This is a genomic window from Brevundimonas mediterranea (assembly GCF_011064825.1).
GTDB classification, from domain to species: domain Bacteria; phylum Pseudomonadota; class Alphaproteobacteria; order Caulobacterales; family Caulobacteraceae; genus Brevundimonas; species Brevundimonas mediterranea_A.
Genome location: NZ_CP048751.1, coordinates 1,608,493 through 1,627,666, shown reverse-complemented (window position 1 = coordinate 1,627,666; position 19,174 = coordinate 1,608,493). Strand labels below are relative to the sequence as shown.

Sequence of the window (19,174 nt, the reverse complement as noted above, 5' to 3'; positions counted from 1 at the left end):
AACGCCCATGGCCAAGATCATCGGCATCGACCTCGGCACCACCAACTCGTGCGTGGCCGTCATGGACGGCAAGAACCCCAAGGTCATCGAAAACGCCGAAGGCGCCCGCACCACCCCGTCGGTGGTCGCCCTTCAGGACGGCGGCGAGACCCTGGTGGGTCAGCCCGCCAAGCGTCAGGCCGTCACCAACCCCGCCAACACCTTCTTCGCCATCAAGCGCCTGATCGGCCGCAACTTCGACGATCCCGTCGTGGCGAAGGACAAGGGCATGGTGCCCTATGAGATCGTCAAGGGCCCGAACGGCGACGCCTGGGTCCGCGCCCACGGCAAGGACTATTCGCCCCAACAGATCTCGGCCTTCACCCTCATCAAGATGAAGGAAGCCGCCGAGGCCTATCTGGGCGAGAAGGTGACGCAAGCCGTCATCACCGTCCCGGCCTATTTCAACGACAGCCAGCGCCAGGCCACCAAGGACGCCGGCAAGATCGCCGGGCTGGAAGTCCTGCGCATCATCAACGAGCCGACCGCGGCCGCCCTCGCCTATGGCCTGGAAAAGAACGACGGCCAGAAGATCGCCGTCTATGACCTGGGCGGCGGCACCTTCGACGTCTCGATCCTGGAGATCGGCGACGGCGTCTTCGAGGTGAAGTCGACCAACGGCGACACCTTCCTGGGCGGCGAGGACTTCGACGTGCGACTGGCCGACTATCTGGCCGACGAGTTCAAGAAGGAACAGGGCGTCGACCTGCGTCAGGACAAGCTGGCCCTGCAGCGCCTGCGCGAAGAAGCCGAAAAGGCCAAGAAGGAGCTCAGCTCCACGACCCAGTACGAGGTCAACCTGCCGTTCATCACCATGAACGCCTCGGGTCCGCTGCACCTGAACATCAAACTGTCGCGCGCCAAGCTGGAAGCCCTGGTCGACGACCTGGTCGCCCGCACGATCGAGCCGTGCAAGAAGGCCCTGGCCGACGCCGGCCTGAAGGCCTCGGACATCGACGAAGTCGTCCTGGTCGGCGGCATGACCCGCATGCCCAAGGTGCAGGAGGCCGTGAAGGCCTTCTTCGGCAAGGAGCCGCACAAGGGCGTCAACCCTGACGAAGTCGTGGCCCTGGGCGCCGCGGTTCAGGCCGGGGTTCTGCAAGGCGATGTCAAGGACGTGCTGCTGCTGGACGTGACGCCCCTGACCCTGGGCATCGAGACCCTGGGCGGCGTCTTCACGCCCCTGATCGAGCGCAACACGACCATCCCGACCAAGAAGAGCCAGACCTTCTCGACCGCCGACGACAACCAGTCGGCCGTGACGATCCGGGTCTTCCAGGGCGAGCGTCCGATGGCGTCGGACAACAAGATGCTGGGTCAGTTCGACCTGATGGGCATCCCGCCGGCGCCGCGCGGCATGCCGCAGATCGAGGTCGCCTTCGACATCGACGCCAACGGCATCGTCAACGTCTCGGCCAAGGACAAGGCGACCAACAAGGAACAGTCGATCCGCATCCAGGCCAACGGCGGCCTGTCGGACGCCGACATCGACAAGATGGTCAAGGAAGCCGAGGCCAACGCCGCCGCCGACAAGGTCCGCAAGGACCTGGTCGAGGCCCAGAACGCCGCCGACAGCCTGATCAACTCGACCGAGAAGGCCCTGGCCGAACACGGCGACAAGGTCGAGGCCGACGTCAAGACGGCGATCGAGGCCGGTCTGGCCGAGCTGAAGACCGCCCGTGAAGGCACGGACGCCGAGGACATCCGCACCAAGACCAACAGCCTGGTCCAGGCCTCGATGAAGCTGGGCGAGGCCATGTACGCCCAGCAGCAGGGCGCCGGCGAAGGCGATGCGGCCCCGGCCGACGACGGCGTGGTCGACGCCGAGTTCGAGGACGTCTCGGACACGGACGAGAAGAAGAGCGCCTGATCGGCAACAGGTCGGCGAAATGATAAGGCCCCGCTTGTCTTGCGATAGGCGGGGCCTTTTCATGAAACTTGCATCAGTCGTTCCGGCCCCCATGTCAGCCGGGACACCACAGCTTCGCTGACGCCCGCAGAGGCGTGACGGAGCCGCAGGGGAAGTATGAGGACCAACGCCCTATGGCGCGTGACTATTATGAGGTTTTGGGCGTCGAACGGACAATCGACGCACCCGGTCTGAAATCGGCCTATCGCAAGCTGGCCATGATCCATCACCCGGATCGCAACGGCGGCTCGGAAGAGTCGATGGCCCAGTTCAAGGAAATTTCCGAGGCCTATACGGTCCTTTCGGACGATCAGAAGCGCGCGGCCTACGACCGGTTCGGCCACGCCGGCGTGAACGGCGGCGGGGGCGGCGGCTTCGGCCAGGGCCAGCAGGGCTTCTCCGACATCAACGACATCTTCTCCCAGGTCTTCGGCGACGCCTTCGGAGACGCCTTCGGCGGTCGCCAGGCGGGCCGGGGCCAGCAGGGCGGACCGCGTCGCGGCTCGGACCTGCGCTATGATCTCGAGATCAGCCTGGAACAGGCCTACAAGGGCGCCGAGGTCGAGATCGACATCCCCGCCACCATGACCTGCGAGACCTGCGAAGGCTCGGGGGCCAGGCCCGGCACCAAGCCCGTCACCTGCACCACCTGCAACGGCGCCGGCCGCGTACGCCAGGCCAACGGCTTCTTCCAGGTCGAGCGGACCTGCCCCCGCTGCCACGGCGCGGGCCAGATGATCGCCGACCCCTGCACGACCTGTCACGGCCACGGCCAGGTCCGCAAGACCCGCACCCTGAACCTGAAGATCCCCGCCGGCGTCGACGACGGCTCGCGCATCCGCCTGTCGGGCGAGGGCGACGCCGGTCAGCGCGGCGGCCCGCGCGGCGACCTGTACGTCTTCCTGTCGGTGACGCCGCACGACCTGTTCGAGCGCGACAACCTGGACCTGCTGGTCACCGTGCCGGTTCCCATGACCGTCGCGGCCCTGGGCGGCGAGATCGACGCCCCCTGCCTGGTGTCCGACGCCTGCGACGGCAAGTGCAAGGCCGCCGTCGCCGTGCCGGCGGGGGCCCAGACCGGCAAGACCGTCCGGATCAAGGGCAAGGGCATGCCCCATCTGAACGGCCGCGCGCGCGGCGACCTGGTGGTCGAGCTGTTCGTCGAGACCCCCACCGACCTGACCGCCCGCCAGAAGGAACTGCTGCAAGAGCTTGCCCTGTCGTTCGGAGAGGGGCAGAACCCCCGCAACTCCAGCTTCGCGGGCAAGGCGAAGCGCTTCTGGGCTGACATCCTGGGCAATCAGGATGCGGACGGGTCGAAAGAAAACGTGGTTTGAGCGCAATCTTCCACGCCGGCATTTCCGGCTATCGCGGCCGGATGGGTCGCGCCGTGTCCCAGGTTCTCGATGCGCGCGAGGACGTGGTCGTCGCCGCCCGGTTCGACTGGGGCGAAACCGCCGACATCTCCCTGTGCGACGTGATCATCGACTTTTCGACTCCGGACGCCTCGGTCGCCCTGGCGCAGAGTGCGGCCGAGCGCGGCGGCCCCAGCCTGGTCATCGGCTCGACCGGCTTCACCCCGGAGCAGGAGGCCGAGCTGATGAAGGCCGCCGAGAAGATCGCCATCGTCAAGAGCGGCAACTTCTCCCTGGGCGTGAACATCCTGATCGGCCTGGTCCAGCACGCAGCCCAGCGGCTGGACGCCCAGGACTGGGACATCGAGATCACCGAGGCCCACCACCGCCGCAAAGTCGATTCCCCGTCCGGCACCGCCCTGATGCTGGGCGAGGCCGCGGCCGAGGGCCGGTTCACCGACCTGGCCGAGATCCGCTCCAAACCCTATGACGGGGTCCAGGGCGAGCGCGAGAGCGGCAAGATCGGCTTCTCCTCGATCCGCGCCGGCGGCATCATCGGCGAACACACGGTCCTGTTCGCCTCGGAAGACGAGGTCCTGACCCTCAGCCACTCGGCCATCGACCGGTCCCTGTTCGCCAAGGGCGCGGTCGCCGCCGCCGCCTGGGTCCGCACCCGCGGACCCGGCCTGTACGACATGCAGGACGTGCTTGGCTTTCGCCAAGCCTGACGTCTAGGGCGCTTCGCGCCGCGCTACGCTCGCGACGCGGTCGCTCGCGGCTTGAGCGCGGAAGCCATTACCCAGTCCGAGGGTGACGAAACCTGGGGGTAGCAGGCCCACCAAGATCAGTGCACCACCCTGCGCCGCCCACGGAACGCGGTCCCGGTCAGCAGGGTCTTGATGAAGAAGAAGATGGCGATGACGATGGCGTAGCCCAGGAACAGGGCCAGGGCCGTCATCCAGAAGCCGACGGTCAGAAGCGCCGGCAGGACGAATTCGCCGCCGTTCAGCACCGGCAAGACTGCCAGCACGATCAGATGCACCAGGGTCGCGCCCAGGGCGGTAGAGGCCAGGGCGCGCCAGTCCACCATCAGCAGGGCGGCGATGATGGCGATGATCAGCCCCATCACCTGGTTGACGCCGTCGAAGCCGGCGCTGGCCAGACCCGCGATTCCGCTCAGGAAATCGCCGATCTGATCGATCAGATTTTCCACGTCGTCTCTCCTGAAAGGTCAAAAACAATAAGGCGCCGGTCAAGCTTGGCCGGTTCGACACGGTTAACGCCGCTCGCGCGGAAAGGCTCCCTCGGGGGTGGGCGTGAAGGCGACGCGGGCCTATGAGTGCGCCGCAACATCGAAAGGACGTCATGACGGGACGGATCGGCGGCGAGGACATCGCCCGCGGCATCGCGCTCAGGATCGCGGCGGCAGGCGCCTTTTCCGTCATGTCGGCGGTGCTGAAACTGGCCTCTCTGGACGGCGTGGTCGCCCCCGAGATGCTGTTCTACCGCGCCTTCTTCGGCCTGCCCGTGGTCCTGGCCTGGGTGCTGACCCAGCCGGGCGGCCTCGCCGGTCTGACCACGCGCCGGCCCTGGGCCCATGCGGGACGCAGCGCCCTGGGCGTCGTCTCCATCCTGTGCCTCTTCCAGACCCTGACCCTGCTGCCCCTGGCCGACGCCACCACCCTCAGCTTCACCGCCCCCATCTTCGCCACCATCCTGTCCTTCTTCATCCTGAAGGAGGCGGTGGGGCCGCGCCGCTGGGCCGCCGTGGCGGTGGGCTTCATCGGCGTCGTCATCGTCATGCGTCCCCTTTCGTTCGTCTCGGGGGGCGGTCACGCCATGCCGCTCGAGGGCATAGGTTTCGGCCTGATGGCGGCCCTGCTGACGGCCAGCGTCACCATCACCCTGCGCCAGTTGCGCGACACCGAGCATGTCGCCGCCATCGTCTTCTGGTTCTTCGTCGGTTCATCCGGGGTGGGGGCGATCCTGCTGCCCTTCGTCGGCCATTGGCACTCGCCCCTGACCTTCGCCCTGCTGATCAGCTCAGGCGTCGCCGGCGGCCTGGCCCAATTGTTCATGACCGCCTCGCTGCAAAAGGCCCCGGTCGCCGTGGTCGCGCCCTTCGACTATCTCCAGATCGTCGGCGCTGTAATCTTCGGCTGGTGGCTGATGCACGCCACGCCCACCGCCAACACCCTGGCCGGCGGCGCCCTGATCGCCGCCAGCGGCCTCTACACCGCCTGGCGCGAACACGTCCGCCGCAAGGCCGCCCTGATCCAGACGACCGCGCCGCCGGTTTAGGCGCGTCTTTCTACCGCCCCGTCGAGCCGAACCCGCCGGCCCCGCGTGCGGTCTCGTCCAGCGTCTCGACCTCGACCCAGTCCGCACGCTCATGCTTGGCGATCACCAGCTGGGCGATCCGCTCCCCGCGGCGAATTACGAAGGGGTCGGCGCCGATATTGGCCAGGATCACGCCGCACTCGCCGCGATAATCGCTGTCGATCGTGCCCGGCGCATTGGGGCAGATGATGCCGTGTTTCAACGCCAGGCCCGAGCGCGCCCGCACCTGGGCCTCGAACCCCAGCGGCAGGGCGATCTTCAGTCCTGTGGGCACCAGGGCGCGCTGGCCGGGCGCCAGGGTCATCGGCTGGTCCTCGGGCACGGCGGCGCGCAGGTCCATCCCGGCCGATCCCGCCGTCTCATAGGCCGGCAGGGGCAGGCCCTCGGCATGGGGCAGGCGCAGGATCTGGACGGCGACGGGCTGGGTCATTGGGCGCTCTTGAAATGGTCGGCGATACGGGCGGCGACCGCCCGGGCGATGGCGGATTTGGACTGGCGCGGCCAGGTTTCGGTCCTGTCGGCGGTGACCAGCAGGACGGCGTTGCCGTCCGAGCCGAAGACGTCGTCGGACACGTCGTTGCCGATGATCCAGTCACAGCCCTTGCGCGACAGCTTGGCCCGGGCGTTGGCCTCCAGGTCCGTGGTCTCGGCCGCGAAGCCGATCACCAGGGCCGGCCGGTTCGGACCCGGCGCGGCGATCCCGGCCAGGATGTCGGGGTTCTCGATCAGGGCCAGGGTCGGCGGGCCGCCCGGCCCCTTCTTGATCTTGCCGCCGGCGATGGTGTCCACGCGCCAGTCGGCCACGGCGGCCGACAGCACGGCGATGTCGGCGGGCAGGGCGTTTTGCGTCGCCGCCTGCATCTCCAGCGCGCTCTCCACGTCGATCCGCGTCACCCCGACAGGCGCGCCCAGGGCGGTCGGCCCCGACACCAGGGTCACCTCCGCCCCCAGTTCGACCAGGGCGGCGGCGATGGCGTAGCCCTGTTTGCCGCTGGAGCGATTGGTCAGGCCCCGCACCGGGTCGATCGGCTCGAAGGTCGGCCCGGCCGTGACCACCGCCTTGCGACCCGCAAGGGGCCGCCCGGCCGCGCCCGCCAGCAGCCCCAGGATCGCGTCCAGGATCGCCGCCGGCTCGGCCATCCGGCCGGGTCCGTATTCGCCGCAGGCCATCTCGCCGTCGTCCGGCCCCACCACGGCCACGCCGTGGAAGCCGGGGAAGGCCTTCAGCCGCTCCATATTGGCCTGGACCGCCGGATGCTCCCACATCCGCACATTCATGGCCGGGGCCAGCAGCACCCGCTTGTCCGTCGCGATCAAGGTGGTCGAGGCCAGGTCGTCGGCTAAACCGTTGGCCGCCTTGGCGATCAGCCCCGCCGTCGCCGGCGCCACGACCACCAGATCGGCCCAGCGCGACAGCTCGATATGGCCCATGCTGGTCTCGTCGTCGGGGTGGAACAGGCCCGACCGCACCGGATGGCCGCTCAGCGCCGCCAGCGACAGGGGCGTCACGAACTCGGCCCCGGATTCGGTCAGGATCACCCGCGTCTGGCCCCCCGCCTTGGCGATCAGCCGCACCAGCTCCAGCGCCTTGTAGGCCGCTATGCCGCCGCCGACGATCAGCAGGATTTTGCGATTTGCGAGAGGGCGGCTGTCCATGGCCTTCGTCTAGCCGCCCAAGGCGACGCCGTCGAGACGGCCGAAAAGAACATTGCAGGAACATGAAGGTTGTGCTTATCTCGCGGCGAGCGGGTGTCCAAAGGGGGAGGCGAGGATGACGTCTGACAAGCGACAGGGTGCGGCCACAGGACTGGGGCTGATGATGGTCGGTTTGGCGGTGATGGCGCTGGCGGGGTGCGACAACGCCTCGGCGGTGCAGACGCGCGACCGAACGGCCGAGGCGACGCCGCTGGCCCTGGCGGCGACCGGGACGGGCGGCGGCGACGCCCCCGCCGCCGCCCAGCCCAAGCCGGCGCTGACGGCCAGCCGTCGCGAGACGGTGGATGACAAGATCGCCCGCCTGTACCAGCGCAACGGCGCAGACTTCGGCGCGGGGTCGGCCGAAGACTATCTGGACAAGGTCACCGCCTTTACGGCCAAGCCTCCGCGCGACGCCGAGACGGTGAAACGGCCGAACGGCGACACCCTGATCTATCAGGCCTCGACCAACACCTTCGCCGTGGTGGCGCGCGACGGCACGCCGCGCACCATGTTCAAGCCGACCACGGGCGCCGACTACTGGGCCGAGCAGAAGACGGCGGCGCCCCGCTTCGGCCAGAGGCGACAATCGACGCCGACGGCGGGCTGATATAGAGGGCGGGGTCCGACCGACGCTCTGGAGCCCGCCCGATGTCCGACGCCCCTTCCGGCGACAAGCCCTTGCTGAAGACCGCCCTGATCTATGATTTCGACGGCACCCTGGCGCGCGGCAACATGCAGGAGGTCAGCTTCATCCCGTCCGTCGGCATGGATATCGGCGCCTTCTGGGGCGAGGCGGAACGCCTGACCAAGGAGGCCGACGGCGACGGCATCCTGATGTACATGCAGCTGATGCTGCATCACGCGCGCCAGAACGGTTCGCCGGTGACGCGCGAGACCCTGCGCCGGCACGGCGAGGCGGTGGCCCTGTTCGAAGGTCTGAAGGACCTCAGCTGGTTCGACCGGATGAACGCCTTCGGCGCGCGCTACGGACTTGAGATCGAACACTATATCGTCTCGGCCGGCCTGGAGGAGATGATCGACGGCACGCCGATCCGCCCCGCCCTGACCCATGTCTTCGCCTCCCACTATGTCTATGACGACAAGGGCGAGGCGGCCTGGCCCGCGGTCGGCGTCAACTACACCACCAAGACCCAGTATCTGTTCCGCATCAACAAGGGGGTGAAGAACCACTGGGAGCACGAGCGGATCAACCACTTCATCCCCGACGACCAGCGGCCGGTGCCGTTCGAGCGGATGATCTTCATCGGCGACGGCGACACCGACGTGCCGACCATGAAGATGATGCACACCAAGGGCGGCTTCTCGATCGCCGTCTATGACCCCCGCTCGAACGAGAAGGACCAGAAGAAGGTCTATTCCCTGATCTCCGAGGACCGGGTCAATTTCGTCGCCGCCGCCGACTATAGCGAGGGTTCGGCCCTGGACCTGATCGTCAAGGGCCTGGTCGGCCGCATCGCCATCAACGCCGGCTCCATGCCGGCGGGTCTGTAGCGATCCTCAGCGCCCGCCGGCCCTGATCCAGGCGTCGCGCGCCCCGATCAGCCGCGCGGGGGCTAGGCCGCGCAGGGATTTGGCGCCGGTCTGCCTCAGCCCGGCCTCCTGTCCCTTCTGCCAGACCACCGTCGCCGGATAGGCCACCGCCTCCGCAATATCCACCACCACCACCTCGGGCGGCAGGGCCGCGCCCCGGTCGAGCCTGAGCTTCAGGCCGCCGTCCGACAGATCGACGATCACGCAGGCCGTCTCCACACCCGGCGCACAGACGACGCCCCGCGCATTGACCGCCCGACGCGGTTGGCCGCGTCGGTCCGGTTGAGAAACGGGCTTGGGTCCAAACATACGCATGCCTCAGGACGCACAGTATCGCCGTGCGATCCTCTGTGCCGGTAGCGGACTTCGAGCCGGTCAGGAAGAGAGGCGGGTCATCGAACGTCGGTTCCCGCCTTTCGACGCACGCTCCGCCCCGGAACCGGGCTTCACCCCGCCAGGGCGCCGAAATCCACCACGATCGGCTCTCGCTCCCAGACCGCCAGCACCCGGCGGAAGGCCGCCTGTTCCAGAGACGTGGTCGCCGTATTGGTCAGGGGGTGGAAGTTGACGATGTCGGCGTCCCACAGCCGCCGGTCCAGGACGAAGGTCACGCGGCGCTCGACGTCGTTGATCAGACCCAGGGCCGTGACCGAACCCGGGCGGACGCCCAGCGTCTCCCACATCAGGGCCTCATTGCCAAACGACAGCCGGCCCGCCCCCATCGCGGCCGCAGCGCGCTTCAGGTCGATGACCGTGTCCTGGCGGGCCGAGATCAGCCAGAGCCGGCCTTTGTGATCCTTGAGAAACAGGTTCTTGGTGTGGGCGCCGGGCAGGCCGGCCTTGAGGTCCAGGCCTTCCTCGACGCGGAAGACGGCCGGGTGGTCGTGGGTCGTGTGGGCCACGCCGTGTTCGGCCAGCCAGGCGGTCAGGGTCTCGCGGTCGAAAGCGGGTTCAGGCGCAAGGTCTGGGGTCATGGTTGAGCAGTCGCGTTTGCGGCGTTAGGAACGGTTCCATGGTCGATACCGTGCAGACGCGCCCGCTGGAACTGGAATGCTATCCGATGACGGCCCGGCCGCCGGACCTGGTGCCCGGCCGCCAGTCGCGCAATTGGATGGACGCCTTCATCAGCCGCCACCCCTATCGCTGCCTGCCGCTGAACATGGCCAACACCACGGGGTGGGAGATCCTGTGCCCGTTCGGTTTCACGGCCGAGTGGAACGGCGGGCCGCGCCAGGAAGACATCGTCATCACCCCCGACCGGCCCCAGCATGACCTGGACCATTTCGTCACCTCGCACTTTTCGCGCGGGGTCCTGACCATGCACCCGCAGTATCTGTTCCGCACGCCGCCGGGCTGGGGGATGATGTGCTCCGGTTCGCCCAACCACCTGAAGGACGGGATCCAGCCCCTGGTCGGCCTGATCGAGACCGACTGGCTGCCCTTCCCCTTCACCATGAACTGGATCTTCACGCGGCCGGGCCGGGTGAAGTTCGAGAAGGGCGAGCCCTTCTGCTTCATCAATCTGATCGAGCACAAGAAGGTGGAACAGTTCCAGCCGGTGATCCGGACGCTGGAGTCCAACCCGGTCATGAAGGGCCAGTTCGAGGCCTGGAACCGCGCCCGCACCGACTTCAACCAGCGTCTGGCCGGCGGCGACCCCGACGCGGCCAAGGAGGCCTGGCAGCGCTACTATTTCAAGGGCGAGGTGCCCGAGGATCTGGGCGCGGCGCCGCCGACCCATTCTAACAAGCGCCGCCTGAAGTCGCCGCGCGTCGGCTGAGGCCGGTCAGCCGCGGCCTAGAGCGCCATCACCGTGCCGAGCAGGACCCGGGCCCCGGCCCGGCCCAGGGTGGCGTTGGTGGCGGCCTGCAGATCTGCGGCCAGCTGGTCGATGTTCGGCGCGGCGCCCGGACGCAGGCCGGTGGCGAACCGCTGGACGGCGGTGTTGTAGGCGGCGCGCAGACGCGGCGCCGACTGCTGGGCCCGGGTGCGCAGGGCCGCGTCGGGCACATCCACGCCGACTTCGACCGACAGGACGCCGCGCCGGCCGCCGGGACGCGGGATCGAGCCCGTGACCACCGGCAGGCGGAAATAGGTGTCGGCCGACGGAGCGGCGCCGCCGCTCGATGAGGCGCGGGCGGGGGTCGAGGCGGCGGCCGTCGCGACGAGGGCGAGACCGAGAAGGGCGCGGCGTTCCATTCCGCCCTGCCTAACGGGGATGGCTTAAGAAACTGCTGAGCCCGACATCGGTCATAGTGCATATAAGGATATCCTTATGTGTTTATTGCTCCTTCATGCTCCACAGGCTATGAGGGCTGGAAAATCCCCTGCGGCCAGGAGCCCCCATGACCGACTACATCATCCGCGACATTTCTCTGGCCGATTGGGGCAAGAAGGAAATCGCGATCGCCGAAACGGAAATGCCGGGCCTGATGGCCCTGCGCGAAGAGTTCGGCGCCAGCCAGCCGCTGAAGGGCGCCCGGATCGCCGGCAGCCTGCACATGACCATCCAGACGGCCGTTCTGATCCAGACGCTGGAAGCCCTGGGCGCCGAAGTCCGCTGGGCCTCGTGCAACATCTTCTCGACCCAGGACCACGCCGCCGCCGCCATCGCCGCCTCGGGCACGCCGGTGTTCGCCACCAAGGGCGAGACCCTGGAGGAATACTGGGACTACGCGCACAAGATCTTCGAATGGGCTGACGGCGGCTATCCGAACCTGATCCTCGACGACGGCGGCGACGCGACCCTGCTCTGCGTGCTCGGTCCCAAGGCCGAGAAGGACATCTCGGTCCTGGCCAATCCCCAGAACGAAGAGGAAGAAGCCCTCTTCAAGGTGATGAAACGCTACATCGCCGAAAAGCCCGGCTTCTACTCGGCCATCCGCGACGCCATCGGCGGCGTGTCGGAAGAGACGACCACGGGCGTTCACCGCCTGTATCAGATGGCCGAAAAGGGCGAGCTGCCCTTCCCCGCCATCAACGTCAACGACAGCGTCACCAAGTCCAAGTTCGACAACCTGTACGGCTGCCGTGAATCCCTGGTCGACGCCATCCGTCGCGGCACCGACGTCATGCTGTCGGGCAAGGTCGCCGTGGTCTGCGGCTACGGCGACGTGGGCAAGGGCTCGGCCGCCTCGCTGCGCCAGGGCGGCGCCCGCGTGATCGTGACCGAGATCGACCCGATCTGCGCGCTTCAGGCCGCGATGGAAGGCTATGAGGTCCAGACCCTGGACGACAGCGCCGGCCGCGCCGACATCTATGTGACGACGACCGGCAACAAGGACGTCATCACGGTCGAACACATGCGGCAGATGAAGAACAACGCCATCGTCTGCAACATCGGCCACTTCGACTCGGAGATTCAGGTCGCCGGCCTGAAGAACTTCAAGTGGGACGAGATCAAGCCTCAGGTCCACCACATCGAATTCCCGGACGGCAAGAAGATCATCCTGCTGTCGGAAGGCCGTCTGGTGAACCTGGGCAACGCCACGGGCCACCCGTCCTTCGTGATGTCGGCCTCCTTCACCAACCAGACCCTGGCCCAGATCGAGCTGTGGACCAACGCCAAGTCCTATCAGAACCAGGTCTACACCCTGCCCAAGCACCTGGATGAAAAGGTCGCCCTGCTGCACCTGGCCAAGCTGGGCGCCAAGCTGACCGTCCTGACCCAGGACCAGGCCGACTATATCAACGTGCCGGTCGAAGGCCCGTTCAAGGCGGACCACTACCGTTACTAAGCTCTCCCCGAGGCCGGAACCGCGAGGTTCCAAGTGACGAGGGCGTCTTATGACGTCCTCGTCGTCGGGGCCGGCGCGGCCGGGATGACGGCCGCGATCGAGGCCGGGCGTCGCGGACGTCGGGTTCTGGTGGTCGATCACGCCGCCAACCCCGGCGAGAAGATCCGCATCTCCGGCGGCGGTCGGTGCAACTTCACCAATCTGGGCTGCGGGCCGGCGAATTTCCTGGGCGAGAACCCCCGGTTCGCCACCTCGGCCCTGCGTCGCTACACCCAGCACGACTTCGTCAAGCGCGTGGACCGGGCCGGCATCGCCTGGCACGAGAAGACGCTGGGCCAGCTGTTCTGCGACGACAGCGCCAAACAGATCGTCCGCATGCTGACCGACGACATGGCGGCGGCGGGCGTGACCCTGAAGATGAAGACGGGCGTGGACCGCCTGGACCGGTCCGGCGACGGCTGGAGCGTCGTCCTGTCCGACGGAACCCAGGTCACGGCGACCGCCCTGGTCGTGGCGACGGGCGGTAAATCCATCCCCAAGATGGGCGCCACCGGCTGGGCCTACGAGGTCGCGCGCCAGTTCGACATTCGCGTCACCGAAACCCGACCGGCCCTGGTCCCCCTGACGTTCGAGGCCGGCCTGCTCGAAACCCTGATCCCGCTGGCGGGCGTGGCGGTGGACGCCACTGTGGCCTCGGCGCCCGAAGGGGCCAAGGCGCGCAAGGCCAGTTTCAGCGAGGCCATGCTGTTCACCCATCGCGGCCTCAGCGGACCGGCCATTCTGCAGATCAGCTCCTACTGGCGCGAAGGCGAGGCCATCGTCGCGGCCATGGCGCCGGGCCGTAATGTCTTCGATGAGCTCAAGGCCGCCAGGGCGGCAAACGGCCGCCAGGCCGTGCACACGGCCCTGGGCCATATCGTGCCGCGGCGACTGGCGGAAAGCCTGTGCGAGCGGGAGGGCGCGGCGGGCAATCTGGCTGATCTGTCGGATGCGACGCTGCGGCGGCTGGATCAGGCGGTCAACGCCTGGAGCGTCAAGCCGGTCGGGTCCGAAGGCTATCGCACCGCCGAGGTGACCCTGGGCGGGATCGACACCGCCGCCCTGGACCAGCAGACGATGGCCGCCAAGGCGGTTCCCGGCCTCTATTTCATCGGCGAGGCGGTCGATGTCACCGGCTGGCTGGGCGGCTATAATTTCCAGTGGGCCTGGTCCTCCGGCTGGGCGGCCGGTCAGGTCTGCTGAGCGGGGAAGGCCTGTGGCGCCACGACGCATGGCGGCGAGCCGGCCGGGCGCCTAGCTTGGATCCTGCGGAACGGGCCCCTCTGGCGTCTTCGCGATCCGGCGTATCCCTTCGCCGCATCGTATCGACGCGATGTCGGACCGCACGGATGCGTCGGCGCGACAGGTCTGTCCCCCTCCCGGCCGGTCGCGCCGACGCCCGAACCGACCCGATTCCTGACTGATCTGGAGCCCCGATGCCTCTTCTGATGTGCCCGAACGACAATTCCGCCATGCAGACGCTGGATCGGGACGGCGTGCAGTTCGACATGTGCCCCGCCTGCCGGGGCGTCTGGCTGGACCGCGGCGAACTGGAGAAGCTGATGGCTTCGGCGGCCGAGGACGGTCGCGCCTCTGCGACGCCCGCCGCGCCCCCGTCCCAGTCCCCGTCCCAGCCCCAGCCCCATTCTCAGCCCCAGTCCCAACCCTGGGGCGGAGGGCGTCCCTATGCCGACGACCGGGGCTACAGGGACGACCGGCGCGGCGATGATCGCCATCGGGACGACGACTATCGCTACAAGAAGAAGAAGCGCGACAGCATCTTCGACATCTTCGACTGAGGCTCAGACCTTCAGCCGGGCCGCCTGCATCAGGCTCTGCAGCGCCGCAGACGCTTCGGTATCGGCGTCCGCCGCCTGGCGGACTTCGGGGATCCGCAGCATCTTGACCGCTTCGGCGCGGGCGCGATCCGCGGCCGGCCCCAGGGGCGCGGTCTCGCCATTGGTCATCTTCATCAGGGCCGTCAGCTTCTGAACCGGCGTGGCCTGGGCCCGGCCGATCTGGGCCAGCAGCCCGGCGTCCGCCTCCAGGGTTCCGCCGAGGGCGCCGATGGCCGTCGAAATCTGTCTTTCATCCAGTTCGCCCAGCTGTACGGCCCGCACCGACCGCTGCAGTCGCGCCAGGACCAGCAGCTTCTGCGACACGCTGGGGCCGCCCGGCGCCGACTGGCGCATCTCGCTTTCCAGCCGGACGGAGGCCACGCAGGCGCTGAGCCAGCGCGCCGCCGCCCGCTTGTTGGCCCCTCCGGTGACGTTCTCGCACAGCCGCGTCAGCAGTTCGGCCTCGGACAGGGCGGTCGGGCATTGGCGGACATAGGCGCCGACGAAATCGGGCGTGACCAGGCTCTTGGATCGGTCGACGAAGGCGTTCTGCACCTCTTCCAGGGTCAGAAGCCGGCCCGCCGCCGCCGTCAGGGCCATGGCGAGGGTGCGCAGGATGTCGATCTCCCCCACCGGGTCATTGGGCCGCAGCCGCCGCGGGCTGGCCAGTTCGCGCGTCACCATCCGCGCCAGGGACGCCGACAGCTGCGGGAGCTCGCCCCCCGCCAGACGCGCGCCCAGTCGCGCGGCGGGACCTTCGACCGCCGGCGTCATCAGCGCCATGCGGGAATCCAGACCGATCAGCCGTTCGACCTCTCGGGGGGCCACCATGCGCACCACCGCGGCCAGGCTGGCGCCGTGGTCCAGAGACGGGCCCAGGATTTCCGCCAGGTTCGCGCGCACCGCCAGCATTTCGGCCGCGATCTGTTCGACGGCGCCCACGACGAGCCCGCGCGCCGGCCCGGCCGGCGGCGCGGCGTCGATCATGTCCATCAGGCCGTCCAGCCGGTCCCGCGCCCCCTTGCGGTCGGCCAGGGCCTGGGCGACGACGCCGCCCATGACGAAGGCGCGGTCCGCCGATCCGCTCAACCCCTGCGCCAGCTCGGCGATCGACCGTTTTTCCAGGGACGGAAACAGGCCCGAGCGGCCCGCCTTCAGCAACCGTGCGACCGCATCTTCCGACAGCCGCTGGTAGTGGCGCACGACGCTGTGCAGGTCCTGGCCGCTGGCCTGGCTCTCCGGCACGGCGACCTTCTGGACGGCGTGCTGAAGCTCCACGCCGGAGGCGTCGAGTCGCTCGGCCAGGTCTGGCCGGTGCAGGAGTTCGAACGCCGTCGCCCCCTGGCGCTTCAGCCAGTCCTCCAGAACACGGCCGATCAGGGCGCGGGCGTGGGGCGTATAGAGTTCGGCCGGGGCGCTGCACGCCGGGCGAGCGGCCTCGACACTCTTGGGCTTCTTCTTCTCTTCGGGCGCGCCGATCGTCAGGATGTTGAGGCTGTTGAACTCCATCGTGTCCGGATCCAGCGTCTCCTTGGTGACGCGGGCGGCGGCGGCCAGCCGGTCGCGCAGCTGGTCCTCGGCCGTTTCCAGGGCGTGTTTGCGGTCCTCGGTGGCGATCAACAGGGTCCAGCCCGCCGGAGCGGTCTTTCGGACATAGACTTCGTAGTGGATCGGACCGGCCATCCGGGATCATTGAGGCCCAAGGCTTTAAAGGGGGGTTTTCACGACGAATTTTCATCGCGCCGTTGGAAACGAACCCGGCTATCGTTGAAACATCCGGGTTGGCGGCCCATTTGCATTAGCCCTAATGTGACCGTGATCGAACGGTTACGCTTGCCGTGCGTTCTCGTTCGCGGGAACGGGAAGTTCAGGAGAAGACAACCTTGGCCAACATCACCCTGGTCGATGACGACGAGAACATCGTGGCGTCCGTCTCGCTGGCGCTGGAAAGCCATGGCCACAAGATCACGGCCTATCACGACGGAGCCTCGGGTCTCGCCGCGCTGGAAAGCGCGCCGCCCGACCTGGTCATCCTCGACGTGAAGATGCCGCGCATGGACGGGATGGAGGTGCTGCGCCGCCTGCGTCAGACCTCGCAGATTCCCGTCATCATGCTGACGTCCAAGGACGAGGAGATCGACGAAATCCTCGGCTTCAACCTCGGCGCCGACGACTATATCCACAAACCCTTCAGCCAGCGGCTGCTGATCGAACGGGTCAAGGCCCTTCTGCGCCGCACCGGCGCCGACGGCGTCGATCCCGAACCCTCGGCCGAAGTTTCCGGCAAGGCAATCAAGCGCGGCAAGCTGAGCATGGACCCGGCCCGTCACGAATCCACCTGGGACGGCAAGCCGGTGAAGCTGACCGTCACCGAATTCCTGCTGCTCCAGGCCCTGGCCCAGCGCCCCGGCTTCGTGAAGAGCCGCGACAACCTGATGGACGCCGCCTACGACGACCAGGTCTATGTCGACGACCGCACCATCGACAGCCACGTGAAGCGGATGCGCAAGAAATTCCGCGCCGTGGACAATGAGTTCGACGCGATCGAGACCCTGTATGGCGTCGGCTACCGCTACCGCGAAAGCTGATCTTCCCGTCGGGCGCGAGCCCGACGAGGAGCCTGTCCGCCGGCCGAGGTTCCGCTTCGGCGGCTCGCGGCTGGGCGGCTTCATCCTGGCGCTCAACCTTCTCAGCCTGCTGATCCTGTTCGGCGGAGCCCTCGTTCTGAACGAATGGCGTCAGGGGCTGATCCAGGCGCGTCAGGAATCGCTGACCGTCCAGGCCGAACTGCTGGGCAATGTCCTGGGCGAACTGGGCATCAGCCGGGGCGTGCCAACCCCGGAGCTGGACGTGGGCGAGGCGGCGAAATGGCTGCGTGACAATTTCGTCCCGAACGGCCAGCGGGTTCGACTCTACGACATCAACGGCCTGCCGGTCATCGACAGCTACGAGGTGACCGAGAACATCCCTGGCCAGGTCCTCCCGCCTGCGCGTCCCGCCGGCACGCCCCCCTCCGGGGAGATCGCCCAGAAGACCCTTCGCGACGCCGAACACAAGAAGGCCGTCGAGGCCGAGGTCGCCGCCGAGGTCGAGCGCGCCCTGGCCGGAGAGCCGCAGACGACCGTCCGGCGCAACGAATCCGGCGACCGCGTCGTCTCGGTCTCCATCCCCATCCGGCATGTCCGCCAGGTGCTGGGCGTCCTGACCCTGGAAGCCGGCAATGTCGATGAGATCCTGGACGATCAGAGACGCGCCCTGGTGCCTTTCGCCCTGGTGGCCCTGGCCGTGAACCTGCTGGCCTCCCTCTTGCTGCATCTGTTCGTGGCGCGGCCGGTCTTGAGGCTGGCGGCGGCGGCGGACCAGGTCCGGCTTCAGCGCGCCCGCGCCATCTCCCTGCCCGACCTGGAGGAGCGCAAGGACGAGATCGGCGACCTGGCCCGGTCGCTGGAGTCGATGACCGACACCCTGTCCACCCGGATGGACGCCATCGAACGGTTCGCCGCCGACGTGTCGCACGAGATCAAGAACCCCCTGACCTCGATCCGTTCGGCGCTGGAGACCCTGCCCCTGGTCAAGACCGACGCCCAGAGGGAGAAGCTGACCAGTCTGCTGCAACAGGACGTGCGCCGCCTGGACCGGCTGATCACCGACATCTCCAACGCCTCGCGTCTGGACGCCGAACTGTCGCGCGACCGGCCTCGCGCCATCGAACTGAACCGTTTGCTGGCCGATATCGTCGGCGTCTATGAGACCACCCCCCGGCCGGACGATATTCCCGTCCGGTTCGAGCCTCCGCCCCAGAGCCTCCGGGTCGCCGGCCGCGACGGTCCCCTGGGACAGGTGTTCCGCAACCTGATCGACAACGCCCGCTCCTTCAGCCCCGCCGGCGGCGAGGTTCGGGTCGTGCTGGAAGAGGTCGAGGGCGACCTGCCCATCCGCATCCGCGTCGAGGATCAGGGGCCCGGGATCCCGCCCGAAAACCTGGAGACCGTGTTCGAGCGCTTCTACACCTCGCGGCCCAAGGGGGCGGCCTTCGGCTCCAACTCGGGCCTGGGCCTGTCCATCGTCCGCCAGATCGTCGAGGCGCATGGCGGCCGCGTCACGGCCGACAACCGGATCGGCGCAGACGGCCAGGTGATCGGCGCCCGGTTCGAGATCGGCCTGCCGTCCGCCGCGTCGCCCGGTCGTCGCTCATGACCGACCCGTCGCCCGTTCACGCCACCACGGTCGCCGTCCGCCGGGACGGGGCCTGGACGGCGGTGATGATCCTGGGTCCGTCGGGCGCCGGCAAGAGCGATCTGGCCCTGCGGCTGATCGGGCGGGGCTGGCGACTGGTCAGCGACGACTATACCCGGGTCTGGGCGTCCGGCGGCGCGCTTCATGCGACCGCCCCGGCCGCCATCGCCGGTCGGATCGAGGCGCGCGGGGTCGGAATCGTGTCCGTCAGGACACGGCTGGTCGCCAGAGTCGTCCTGGCCGTCGCCTGTGTTCCCGAAGCGGTCGAACGGCTTCCGGAGCCGCAGACGCGGCGCTTCTGCGGGATCGACCTGCCCCTGCTGGCGCTGGACCCCCGCCCCGCCTCGGCCGTCGAGATGGTCGCAGTCGCGCTTCAGACGCTTTGAACCCGCGCATAACGGGTCTATGACACGCCCCTTGCGGTCCAAAACG

The 19,174-nt window shown here is 68.2% G+C and carries 20 protein-coding genes; 13 read left to right on the top strand and 7 right to left on the bottom strand.

What is annotated here, in order from left to right; translation table 11 throughout:
• The first annotated feature begins 7 nt into the window (after positions 1-7).
• The 3 genes from dnaK to dapB all read left to right on the top strand — a co-directional run bounded on the left by dnaK (position 8) and on the right by dapB (position 4,031).
• On the top strand, positions 8-1,909 hold the full coding sequence (gene dnaK / locus GYM46_RS07910) for a molecular chaperone DnaK (RefSeq protein ID WP_008259910.1): 1,902 nt from the start codon (positions 8-10) through the stop codon (positions 1,907-1,909).
• Between the two features lie 173 nt (positions 1,910-2,082).
• Entirely contained in the window at positions 2,083-3,285 is a 1,203-nt protein-coding gene (gene dnaJ / locus GYM46_RS07905; protein ID WP_008259508.1) for a molecular chaperone DnaJ, read from the top strand.
• The gene (gene dapB, locus GYM46_RS07900; protein WP_008261299.1) at positions 3,282-4,031 is read left to right on the top strand and encodes a 4-hydroxy-tetrahydrodipicolinate reductase; all 750 of its coding nucleotides are present in this window, start codon (positions 3,282-3,284) and stop codon (positions 4,029-4,031) included. The genes dnaJ and dapB overlap by 4 nt, the downstream gene beginning before the upstream one ends.
• 116 nt (positions 4,032-4,147) lie before the next feature.
• Here dapB and GYM46_RS07895 read toward each other — a convergent pair whose 3' ends face one another.
• Positions 4,148-4,516 (bottom strand): hypothetical protein, encoded by a 369-nt coding sequence (locus GYM46_RS07895; RefSeq protein ID WP_008261407.1) that lies wholly within the window; start codon positions 4,514-4,516, stop codon positions 4,148-4,150.
• A gap of 152 nt (positions 4,517-4,668) precedes the next feature.
• Between GYM46_RS07895 and GYM46_RS07890 the strand changes: the two genes are divergently transcribed.
• Entirely contained in the window at positions 4,669-5,604 is a 936-nt protein-coding gene (locus GYM46_RS07890; RefSeq protein WP_008263122.1) for a DMT family transporter, read from the top strand.
• Between the two features lie 10 nt (positions 5,605-5,614).
• Here GYM46_RS07890 and dut read toward each other — a convergent pair whose 3' ends face one another.
• On the bottom strand, positions 5,615-6,073 hold the full coding sequence (dut, locus tag GYM46_RS07885) for a dUTP diphosphatase (protein ID WP_008261493.1): 459 nt from the start codon (positions 6,071-6,073) through the stop codon (positions 5,615-5,617).
• A complete protein-coding gene (gene coaBC, locus GYM46_RS07880; RefSeq protein WP_008262308.1) occupies positions 6,070-7,299 on the bottom strand; it encodes a bifunctional phosphopantothenoylcysteine decarboxylase/phosphopantothenate--cysteine ligase CoaBC in 1,230 nt (409 codons plus the stop codon). The genes dut and coaBC overlap by 4 nt, the downstream gene beginning before the upstream one ends.
• Positions 7,300-7,414: 115 nt before the next feature.
• Between coaBC and GYM46_RS07875 the strand changes: the two genes are divergently transcribed.
• Both GYM46_RS07875 and GYM46_RS07870 read left to right on the top strand, forming a co-directional pair.
• On the top strand, positions 7,415-7,948 hold the full coding sequence (locus GYM46_RS07875; RefSeq protein ID WP_156796491.1) for an S-type pyocin family protein: 534 nt from the start codon (positions 7,415-7,417) through the stop codon (positions 7,946-7,948).
• A 41-nt stretch (positions 7,949-7,989) separates the two neighbouring features.
• A complete protein-coding gene (locus GYM46_RS07870; protein ID WP_008262232.1) occupies positions 7,990-8,853 on the top strand; it encodes an HAD family hydrolase in 864 nt (287 codons plus the stop codon).
• 6 nt (positions 8,854-8,859) lie between these two features.
• On the opposite strand, the gene GYM46_RS07865 is transcribed toward GYM46_RS07870, so the two are convergent.
• Positions 8,860-9,207: a PilZ domain-containing protein gene (locus tag GYM46_RS07865; protein WP_050771679.1), complete on the bottom strand. Its 348-nt coding sequence runs from the start codon at positions 9,205-9,207 to the stop codon at positions 8,860-8,862.
• Between the two features lie 131 nt (positions 9,208-9,338).
• Positions 9,339-9,866: a prolyl-tRNA synthetase associated domain-containing protein gene (locus GYM46_RS07860; RefSeq protein WP_008259520.1), complete on the bottom strand. Its 528-nt coding sequence runs from the start codon at positions 9,864-9,866 to the stop codon at positions 9,339-9,341.
• A gap of 38 nt (positions 9,867-9,904) precedes the next feature.
• Here GYM46_RS07860 and GYM46_RS07855 point away from each other — a divergent pair, with 38 nt between their 5' ends.
• Positions 9,905-10,672 carry a DUF6065 family protein gene (locus GYM46_RS07855; RefSeq protein WP_008263111.1) on the top strand — a complete coding sequence of 256 codons (768 nt, stop codon included), beginning with the start codon at positions 9,905-9,907 and terminating at the stop codon, positions 10,670-10,672.
• 17 nt (positions 10,673-10,689) lie between these two features.
• On the opposite strand, the gene GYM46_RS07850 is transcribed toward GYM46_RS07855, so the two are convergent.
• On the bottom strand, positions 10,690-11,091 hold the full coding sequence (locus GYM46_RS07850; protein ID WP_008259905.1) for a Tat pathway signal sequence domain protein: 402 nt from the start codon (positions 11,089-11,091) through the stop codon (positions 10,690-10,692).
• Positions 11,092-11,237: 146 nt separating this feature from the next.
• Here GYM46_RS07850 and ahcY point away from each other — a divergent pair, with 146 nt between their 5' ends.
• The 3 genes from ahcY to GYM46_RS07835 all read left to right on the top strand — a co-directional run bounded on the left by ahcY (position 11,238) and on the right by GYM46_RS07835 (position 14,467).
• Complete coding sequence (ahcY, locus tag GYM46_RS07845) at positions 11,238-12,629, top strand: adenosylhomocysteinase (RefSeq protein ID WP_008261797.1); 1,392 nt, start codon at positions 11,238-11,240, stop codon at positions 12,627-12,629.
• 33 nt (positions 12,630-12,662) lie between these two features.
• Positions 12,663-13,871 (top strand): NAD(P)/FAD-dependent oxidoreductase, encoded by a 1,209-nt coding sequence (locus GYM46_RS07840; protein ID WP_008263725.1) that lies wholly within the window; start codon positions 12,663-12,665, stop codon positions 13,869-13,871.
• Between the two features lie 233 nt (positions 13,872-14,104).
• Positions 14,105-14,467, top strand: a complete 363-nt coding sequence (locus GYM46_RS07835) for a zf-TFIIB domain-containing protein (protein WP_040349855.1) — start codon at positions 14,105-14,107, stop codon at positions 14,465-14,467.
• A gap of 3 nt (positions 14,468-14,470) precedes the next feature.
• Here the strand turns inward: GYM46_RS07835 and GYM46_RS07830 are convergent, their stop codons facing one another.
• Positions 14,471-16,189 carry a hypothetical protein gene (locus GYM46_RS07830; protein WP_008261656.1) on the bottom strand — a complete coding sequence of 573 codons (1,719 nt, stop codon included), beginning with the start codon at positions 16,187-16,189 and terminating at the stop codon, positions 14,471-14,473.
• 200 nt (positions 16,190-16,389) lie between these two features.
• Here GYM46_RS07830 and GYM46_RS07825 point away from each other — a divergent pair, with 200 nt between their 5' ends.
• From GYM46_RS07825 to GYM46_RS07815, 3 genes are read left to right on the top strand one after another with little or no spacing between them, the layout of a single operon-like run.
• Positions 16,390-17,094: a response regulator transcription factor gene (locus GYM46_RS07825; RefSeq protein ID WP_008261186.1), complete on the top strand. Its 705-nt coding sequence runs from the start codon at positions 16,390-16,392 to the stop codon at positions 17,092-17,094.
• Complete coding sequence (locus tag GYM46_RS07820; RefSeq protein WP_008264228.1) at positions 17,063-18,703, top strand: stimulus-sensing domain-containing protein; 1,641 nt, start codon at positions 17,063-17,065, stop codon at positions 18,701-18,703. The genes GYM46_RS07825 and GYM46_RS07820 overlap by 32 nt, the downstream gene beginning before the upstream one ends.
• Positions 18,700-19,128, top strand: a complete 429-nt coding sequence (locus GYM46_RS07815) for an HPr kinase/phosphorylase (protein ID WP_008258830.1) — start codon at positions 18,700-18,702, stop codon at positions 19,126-19,128. The genes GYM46_RS07820 and GYM46_RS07815 overlap by 4 nt, the downstream gene beginning before the upstream one ends.
• The last annotated feature ends 46 nt before the right edge of the window (positions 19,129-19,174 follow it).

What these genes read in the sequence shown, in the direction of transcription:
- dnaK (WP_008259910.1), top strand. Translation starts at nt 8, where the DNA reads ATGGCCAAGATCATCGGCATCGACCTCGGCACCACCAACTCGTGCGTG.
- dnaJ (WP_008259508.1), top strand. Translation starts at nt 2,083, where the DNA reads ATGGCGCGTGACTATTATGAGGTTTTGGGCGTCGAACGGACAATCGAC.
- GYM46_RS07890 (WP_008263122.1), top strand. Translation starts at nt 4,669, where the DNA reads ATGACGGGACGGATCGGCGGCGAGGACATCGCCCGCGGCATCGCGCTC.
- dut (WP_008261493.1), bottom strand. Translation starts at nt 6,073, where the DNA reads ATGACCCAGCCCGTCGCCGTCCAGATCCTGCGCCTGCCCCATGCCGAG.
- coaBC (WP_008262308.1), bottom strand. Translation starts at nt 7,299, where the DNA reads ATGGACAGCCGCCCTCTCGCAAATCGCAAAATCCTGCTGATCGTCGGC.
- GYM46_RS07875 (WP_156796491.1), top strand. Translation starts at nt 7,415, where the DNA reads ATGACGTCTGACAAGCGACAGGGTGCGGCCACAGGACTGGGGCTGATG.
- GYM46_RS07870 (WP_008262232.1), top strand. Translation starts at nt 7,990, where the DNA reads ATGTCCGACGCCCCTTCCGGCGACAAGCCCTTGCTGAAGACCGCCCTG.
- GYM46_RS07865 (WP_050771679.1), bottom strand. Translation starts at nt 9,207, where the DNA reads ATGCGTATGTTTGGACCCAAGCCCGTTTCTCAACCGGACCGACGCGGC.
- GYM46_RS07860 (WP_008259520.1), bottom strand. Translation starts at nt 9,866, where the DNA reads ATGACCCCAGACCTTGCGCCTGAACCCGCTTTCGACCGCGAGACCCTG.
- GYM46_RS07855 (WP_008263111.1), top strand. Translation starts at nt 9,905, where the DNA reads ATGGTCGATACCGTGCAGACGCGCCCGCTGGAACTGGAATGCTATCCG.
- GYM46_RS07850 (WP_008259905.1), bottom strand. Translation starts at nt 11,091, where the DNA reads ATGGAACGCCGCGCCCTTCTCGGTCTCGCCCTCGTCGCGACGGCCGCC.
- ahcY (WP_008261797.1), top strand. Translation starts at nt 11,238, where the DNA reads ATGACCGACTACATCATCCGCGACATTTCTCTGGCCGATTGGGGCAAG.
- GYM46_RS07835 (WP_040349855.1), top strand. Translation starts at nt 14,105, where the DNA reads ATGCCTCTTCTGATGTGCCCGAACGACAATTCCGCCATGCAGACGCTG.
- GYM46_RS07830 (WP_008261656.1), bottom strand. Translation starts at nt 16,189, where the DNA reads ATGGCCGGTCCGATCCACTACGAAGTCTATGTCCGAAAGACCGCTCCG.
- GYM46_RS07820 (WP_008264228.1), top strand. Translation starts at nt 17,063, where the DNA reads ATGGCGTCGGCTACCGCTACCGCGAAAGCTGATCTTCCCGTCGGGCGC.
- GYM46_RS07815 (WP_008258830.1), top strand. Translation starts at nt 18,700, where the DNA reads ATGACCGACCCGTCGCCCGTTCACGCCACCACGGTCGCCGTCCGCCGG.